Raw genomic sequence first — 6,191 nt, 5'->3', positions numbered from 1 at the left:
ATTCGGTTTCGAAAAGATTTAGTATGTGTGGTGCAAGAATTGGTTGTGTCGTTTCAAAAAATGCTGCATTTATGGCAACTGCGATGAAATTCGCACAGGCACGTTTGAGTCCACCTACCTATGCACAAGTAGCCAGTGAAGCCGCATTAGATACCCCACAAAGTTATTTTAACGAGGTTATTACGGAATACGTTGACCGAAGAAATACCTTAGTGGAAGAAATGGAAAAAATTGAAGGCGTAACTATTGCTAAACCAAAAGGTGCTTTTTACTGTATTGCTAAATTACCTGTAAAAAATGCAGATCACTTTGCGCAATGGCTTTTAGAAGAATATGATTTTAATGGCGCAACCGTTATGGTAGCTCCTGCAGCGGGCTTCTACTCTACTCCAGGCGTTGGATTAGATGAAATAAGAATGGCTTATGTATTGAAAAAAGAAGATTTAATTAAATCGGCTCAAATTTTAAAAGAAGCATTAAAAGTTTATAAAGATTAAGTTTTTATTTATAAAAAAAAAATCCCGCTAATTGCGGGATTTTTTTTATGCTTCTTTTCTAATTATATACGAATAAAACCAAGTAATTGTAAACGTTGGAATGATATCCGTTAATGGAATTAATTCTTCGACAGTTCCAAACAAACCTGCAATTTTTCCGACTGATCCCTTATACATAATCACTAAAAGCAATCCAGAAATTGGGGCCCAAATAACATCCAAAAATTCCGCAAAAATAGGAACTATATAAGATAACATTCCAATGCCATCAAAAATAAGACTTAGTATCAGTTTTGTTTTTTTATCGCTTTTATTTACAATTGATGTTTGTGATTCTTGATTCATATTTATTTATATTTTTGGAATACCAAGATACGAATTTATTCCAATCAAATACTGATACCCTGTACCTAAAACCTTTCACCCCATTACTTCAGCTTACTCTTATAATACTTGCGTAATTTATCTAATTTAGGCGCGATAACATACTGGCAATAACCTTGCTCTTTGTTTTGATTGTAATAATTTTGATGATAATCTTCTGCCAAATAAAAAACACCCGCTTCTTCTATTTGTGTTACAATTGGATTTGCGTATAATTTTTCTTTTTCAATTAATTGAATATAATTCTCCGCTTTTTCTTTTTGCTCGATGGAATGATAAAAAATAGCACTTCTATACTGTGTTCCCACATCTGCACCTTGTTTATTTAAAGTAGTGGGATCGTGTGTAGCAAAAAATATTTCTAACAAATCTTCATACGCCACTTCTTTCGGATTAAATGTAATTTGAATGCCTTCTGCGTGTCCTGTAGTTTCGTTACACACTTCGCGATAAGCAGGATTTTTTATAAATCCACCTGTAAATCCAGAAACGATTTTTTCTACTCCTTTTACTTCCAAAAAAACGGCTTCTGTACACCAAAAGCATCCTCCGGCAAACGTTGCCACTTGTACACTATCATTCATAATTTCTTTTTTAACCTCCGTTTTTTTATCTGTTAGTTGTGTTTTATTTCCACACGAAAAAAAACTCAAAACAGTACTAATTAATACAATATAGTTCATCTTTTTTTATCAAATTTAGACAATAATACGTTATGATGAATCAATTTAACGTTACTTTTAGATTTGTACAGCAAAGATTTTAATATTCGCAATTTCTTTGTTTCTTTGTACAAATTAAAGTGATGATAAAAGCTAACAATATAAATAAATTTTATGGCGATTTACAAGTTTTAAAAAACGTAAGTCTTCAAATAAATAAAGGTGAAATTGTATCTATAGTTGGTCCTTCAGGAGCTGGAAAAACTACCTTGCTTCAAATTTTAGGCACATTAGATGTTTTAGATAAAAAAGAAAACAAGGCAAGTTCGTTAGAAATTAATAGCACTTCAATTATAAATTTAAAAGATACAGAATTATCTAAATTTAGAAATTTAAATTTGGGATTTATTTTTCAATTTCATCAACTATTACCTGAATTTACTGCACTAGAGAACGTTTGTATTCCGGCTTTTATTGCAAATAAATCGAAAAAAGAAGTAGAAATAGAAGCCATAAAACTTCTAGATTATTTGGGATTATCCCACAGAATAAATCACAAACCAACCGAACTTTCTGGCGGAGAGCAACAACGCGTTGCTGTTGCCAGAGCTTTAATAAACAAACCCGCCGTTATTTTTGCTGACGAACCGTCTGGGAATTTAGACCATACTACTGCTGAAAATTTACACCAATTGTTTTTTAAATTACGTGATGAGTTAGGACAAACCTTTGTAATTGTTACGCATAATGAAGAATTAGCCAATATGGCCGATAGAAAATTGGTAATGATTGATGGCGTGTTACAAAGCTAAAATGACTACAGAAGAGTTAAAAAGTTTTCTAGACGAAAAAGTACTGTTGTACAACAATAAAAACTTTATTGATTCGGATCCTGTTCAAATTCCGCATTTGTATTCACAAAAAGAAGATATTGAAATTGCTGGGTTTTTAGCGGCAACTATAGCTTGGGGAAATAGAAAAATGATTATTTCGAATTCGCATAAACTTATGCAAATTATGGGAAATTCGCCATATGATTTTGTAATGAATCATAAAGAAACTCATTTAGAGAAATTATCTAATTTCGTACATCGTACCTTTAATGCTACTGATGCTATAACGTTTATAAAAGCGTTACAACATATTTATAAAAACAATCCTGATTTAGAAAGTGTGTTTTCCAAACATATTGAAAATAATTCGACACAAAAAAGCATATCCGAATTTAAGAAAACCTTTTTTGAAATTCCACATTTACCTAGAACTCAAAAGCACATTTCAGATCCATTAAATGGTTCTGCCGCCAAAAGAATTAACATGTTTTTACGTTGGATGGTTCGAAATGATGTAAATGGCGTTGATTTGGGAATTTGGAAAACGATTCCTACTGCTGCATTATCTTGTCCGTTAGATGTACATTCAGGAAATGTGGCTCGGAAATTATTGCTTTTAACCCGAAAACAAAATGATGCAAAAGCGTTACACGAATTAGACACTAATTTAAGACGTTTAGACGCAAATGATCCTGTAAAATACGATTTTGCCTTGTTTGGGTTAGGTGTTTTTGAAGGGTTTTAATAAAATTGTGGAGAATACCGGATTCGAACCGGTCGCCTCTACGCTGCCAGCGTAGCGCTCTAGCCAAATGAGCTAATCCCCCCTTTGCTTTTCAAATATAAAAAAAATCCCGACCTAAGTCGGGATAAATATATAAAATAAAAATAATTTTATTAAGATAACGCTGCTTTTACTTGGTCAGCCGCTTCTTGAAACTGCACTGCTGATAAAATTGGCATTCCAGAATTGTCAATTAATTCTTTAGCAATTTCTGCATTAGTTCCTTGTAAACGAACGATGATTGGCACTTTAATAGCATCACCCATATTTTTATAGGCATCAACTACTCCTTGTGCTACTCTATCGCAACGTACAATTCCACCAAAAATATTAATTAAAATGGCTTTTACATTCGCATCTTTTAAAATAATACGGAAAGCCGTTTCAACACGTTTTGCATCTGCAGTTCCTCCTACGTCTAAAAAGTTTGCCGGTTCAAAACCAGCGTATTTAATTAAATCCATAGTAGCCATTGCTAAACCAGCACCATTTACCATACATCCAACCGTTCCATCTAAATCTACATAATTTAAACCAACTTCTTTAGCTTCTACTTCAATTGGATTTTCTTCACGAACATCACGCATTTCAGCTAAATCTTTATGACGGAATAAGGCATTGTCGTCTAAATCAACTTTAGCATCCACTGCAATAATTTTATTATCTGATGTTTTTAAAACTGGATTAATTTCAAACATAGTTGCATCTGAACCAATGTATGCTTTATATAAAGCATCTACAAATTTCACCATTTCTTTAAAAGCTTCACCTGACAACCCTAAATTAAAAGCAATTTGTCTTGCCTGAAATCCTTGTAAACCAACAGAAGGGTCAATTTCTTCTGTGAAAATTAAATGTGGTGTGTGTTCCGCTACTTCTTCAATATCCATTCCACCTTCAGTAGAATACATAATCATATTACGACCTTTACCTCTGTTTAATAAAACAGACATATAAAATTCTTTCGTTTCTGATTCACCTGGATAATATACATCTTCAGCAATTAAAACTTTATGAACTCTTTTTCCTGTTGGAGGTGTTTGCGGCGTAATTAAATCCATTCCAATAATTTGACCCGCTATTTCTTTAACTTGGTCTAAATTTTTAGCTAATTTAACACCACCACCTTTTCCACGACCACCTGCGTGAATTTGAGCTTTAATTACATGCCATCCAGTACCGGTTTCTGCAGTTAATTGTTTTGCTTTTTCAACTGCTTCTTCAGCATTGTTTGCCACATGACCACGTTGTATGCGCACGCCATAGCTTGCTAATATTTCTTTACCTTGATATTCGTGTACGTTCATAATTATGTATGAGTTAATCTTGTTTAAAAGTGGCACAAAAATAATAAAGTAATTGGTAAATGACTAATTTTATTCTTGTTTTTAAAATTAAATTTGATAAATTAATATAGTTTTTTTTGAGAAAAAAGCAAAAATAGAAACGGTATTAGTAAAATCTATTGAATTTGGCCAATTACATTTCTATTTTAATATTTCTTCTAAAACTTCAGATTGTGTGCCGTTTGGCATAGTTAACTTTAATTTTTGAGCTAAAGTGGGTGCAATCTGCGTAATAGTTTTTTTGTTATACGATGCTCCTTTTTTTATTTTCCAACCATAAAACAAACAAGGTACATGTGTGTCATATGAATATGGGGAGCCATGTGTAGTTCCTGTTGAGGAGTATTCCATATAACCAGGTTTAAATAACAACACTAATTCGCCGTTTTGTTTTGGATCGTAACCATTTGAAATAATTTGCAACAATTGATTATTTGAACCTGAATTTTGAATTTCTTCTTCAGTAAAAACATTACTAATAAAGTGTTGCGAAAGTAAAAAGGCTTTAAATTTTTGTTTTACAGTATTTAAATCCAATCCTTTTTGATTTACTTTTTCTTTATTAATAAAAATATTGAAATTTGAATACTCTAATAACATATTTTCGCCAAATGTCTTTTGAGAAAAATCAATAATACTTTGTTGTATATTTTTGCTATTTAAACTTTCTACTTCGTATTTATTGTCTTTTAAATAAGTGGCGTTTTCAGCTCCAGCATGATCTGCAGTTAAGAAAACTAAATAATTTCCTTTCCCTACTTTTTCATCTAAATAAGTTAAAAAATCAGCTATTGTCTCGTCTAAACGCAAATACGTATCTTGTAATTCAATGGAACGAGGCCCTAAAACGTGACCAACATAATCTGTAGACGAAAAACTTAGCGTTAAAAAATCAGTAATTTCATCGGCTCCCATTTTCTCATTTTCAATCGCTTTCTTAGCAAAATCTGCAATTAAATTATTTCCATACGGTGTAGTCCTTAAAACTCCAGCATCATTATTAGTAAACATTTCTTTTGTATCGTATGGAAAAAATGGTGTTTTCTTAAATAATTTTCCTTCGTATGGATTATTATCGTTTAAACTCTCGTTATAAATTTCTTTTGGTTTTAATAAATCCCAACCTTTTTCAATATATTTTATATAGTTTTTTTCTTCATTAAATTGAATTGTCCAATCTGGTAGTTTATTTCCATAAAAGGAACTTGAAATAAAGTTTCCAGTTTTAGTATACCAAAACGCCCAGTCTGCAAAATGCCCCGCTGGCAAAATAGCCCCTCTGTCTTTAATACTGATTCCAATTACTTTACTTTTAAAGTTGGTAGCTAATTTTAATTCGTCTGTAATAGTTGTGCTAAAAAGATTTTTTGGCGACATTTTCCCTTCCGATTCAGTTCCTTCAACTAAAGTGGTTACAGAAGCATCGTCAGTACAATACATTTCTTTGCCAGTGGCTTTATTAAACCAATCGTTACCTACAATTCCGTTTACATTTGGTAAGGCGCCTGTGAAAATTGCTGCATGTCCCGGAGCAGTATAAGTAGGCATAAAATTATAGTGCATATTATGAAAAGTAAATCCTTTTTCCAATAATTTTTTAAAGCCCTTATTTGAAAAATCATTTGAAAATCGATACAAGTATTCCATTTTCATTTGATCTACCACAATTCCAACCACTAATTTTG

General features: G+C 32.0%; 7 protein-coding genes and 1 tRNA gene. 3 read left to right on the top strand and 5 right to left on the bottom strand.

What is annotated here, in order from left to right; translation table 11 throughout:
* Window positions 1–497, top strand: a 497-nt coding sequence (locus tag ABWP60_RS09375) for an aminotransferase class I/II-fold pyridoxal phosphate-dependent enzyme (protein WP_353151735.1), incomplete at its 5' end; no start/stop codon positions are given.
* Window positions 498–542: 45 nt separating this feature from the next.
* Here ABWP60_RS09375 and ABWP60_RS09370 read toward each other — a convergent pair.
* The gene (locus tag ABWP60_RS09370) at window positions 543–842 is read right to left on the bottom strand and encodes a hypothetical protein (protein ID WP_353151733.1); all 300 of its coding nucleotides are present in this window, start codon (window positions 840–842) and stop codon (window positions 543–545) included.
* 83 nt (window positions 843–925) lie between these two features.
* Complete coding sequence (gene msrA, locus ABWP60_RS09365) at window positions 926–1,564, bottom strand: peptide-methionine (S)-S-oxide reductase MsrA (protein ID WP_353151731.1); 639 nt, start codon at window positions 1,562–1,564, stop codon at window positions 926–928.
* Between the two features lie 122 nt (window positions 1,565–1,686).
* Between msrA and ABWP60_RS09360 the strand changes: the two genes are divergently transcribed.
* Both ABWP60_RS09360 and ABWP60_RS09355 read left to right on the top strand, forming a co-directional pair.
* The gene (locus ABWP60_RS09360) at window positions 1,687–2,355 is read left to right on the top strand and encodes an ABC transporter ATP-binding protein (protein WP_353151729.1); all 669 of its coding nucleotides are present in this window, start codon (window positions 1,687–1,689) and stop codon (window positions 2,353–2,355) included.
* Between the two features lies 1 nt (window position 2,356).
* Complete coding sequence (locus tag ABWP60_RS09355) at window positions 2,357–3,121, top strand: TIGR02757 family protein (RefSeq protein ID WP_353151727.1); 765 nt, start codon at window positions 2,357–2,359, stop codon at window positions 3,119–3,121.
* Between the two features lie 8 nt (window positions 3,122–3,129).
* Here the strand turns inward: ABWP60_RS09355 and ABWP60_RS09350 are convergent.
* From ABWP60_RS09350 to pafA, 3 genes are all read right to left on the bottom strand, one after another.
* Window positions 3,130–3,203 (bottom strand) — tRNA-Ala (locus ABWP60_RS09350).
* A gap of 70 nt (window positions 3,204–3,273) precedes the next feature.
* On the bottom strand, window positions 3,274–4,467 hold the full coding sequence (gene sucC / locus ABWP60_RS09345) for an ADP-forming succinate--CoA ligase subunit beta (RefSeq protein WP_291242161.1): 1,194 nt from the start codon (window positions 4,465–4,467) through the stop codon (window positions 3,274–3,276).
* A 180-nt stretch (window positions 4,468–4,647) separates the two neighbouring features.
* Window positions 4,648–6,191 (bottom strand): alkaline phosphatase PafA (gene pafA, locus ABWP60_RS09340; RefSeq protein WP_353151725.1); only part of this gene is annotated, 1,544 nt, incomplete at its 5' end.

Source organism: Flavobacterium sp. (assembly GCF_040402895.1).
In the GTDB taxonomy this organism is placed as follows: domain Bacteria; phylum Bacteroidota; class Bacteroidia; order Flavobacteriales; family Flavobacteriaceae; genus Flavobacterium.
The sequence above is the reverse complement of the archived record's forward strand: the minus strand, read 5'-3'. Positions and strand labels throughout refer to the sequence as shown.

Excerpts from the sequence above, each read along its gene's own strand:
- ABWP60_RS09355 (WP_353151727.1), top strand. The coding sequence starts at position 2,357 with ATGACTACAGAAGAGTTAAAAAGTTTTCTAGACGAAAAAGTACTGTTG.
- ABWP60_RS09360 (WP_353151729.1), top strand. The coding sequence starts at position 1,687 with ATGATAAAAGCTAACAATATAAATAAATTTTATGGCGATTTACAAGTT.
- msrA (WP_353151731.1), bottom strand. The coding sequence starts at position 1,564 with ATGAACTATATTGTATTAATTAGTACTGTTTTGAGTTTTTTTTCGTGT.
- ABWP60_RS09370 (WP_353151733.1), bottom strand. The coding sequence starts at position 842 with ATGAATCAAGAATCACAAACATCAATTGTAAATAAAAGCGATAAAAAA.
- sucC (WP_291242161.1), bottom strand. The coding sequence starts at position 4,467 with ATGAACGTACACGAATATCAAGGTAAAGAAATATTAGCAAGCTATGGC.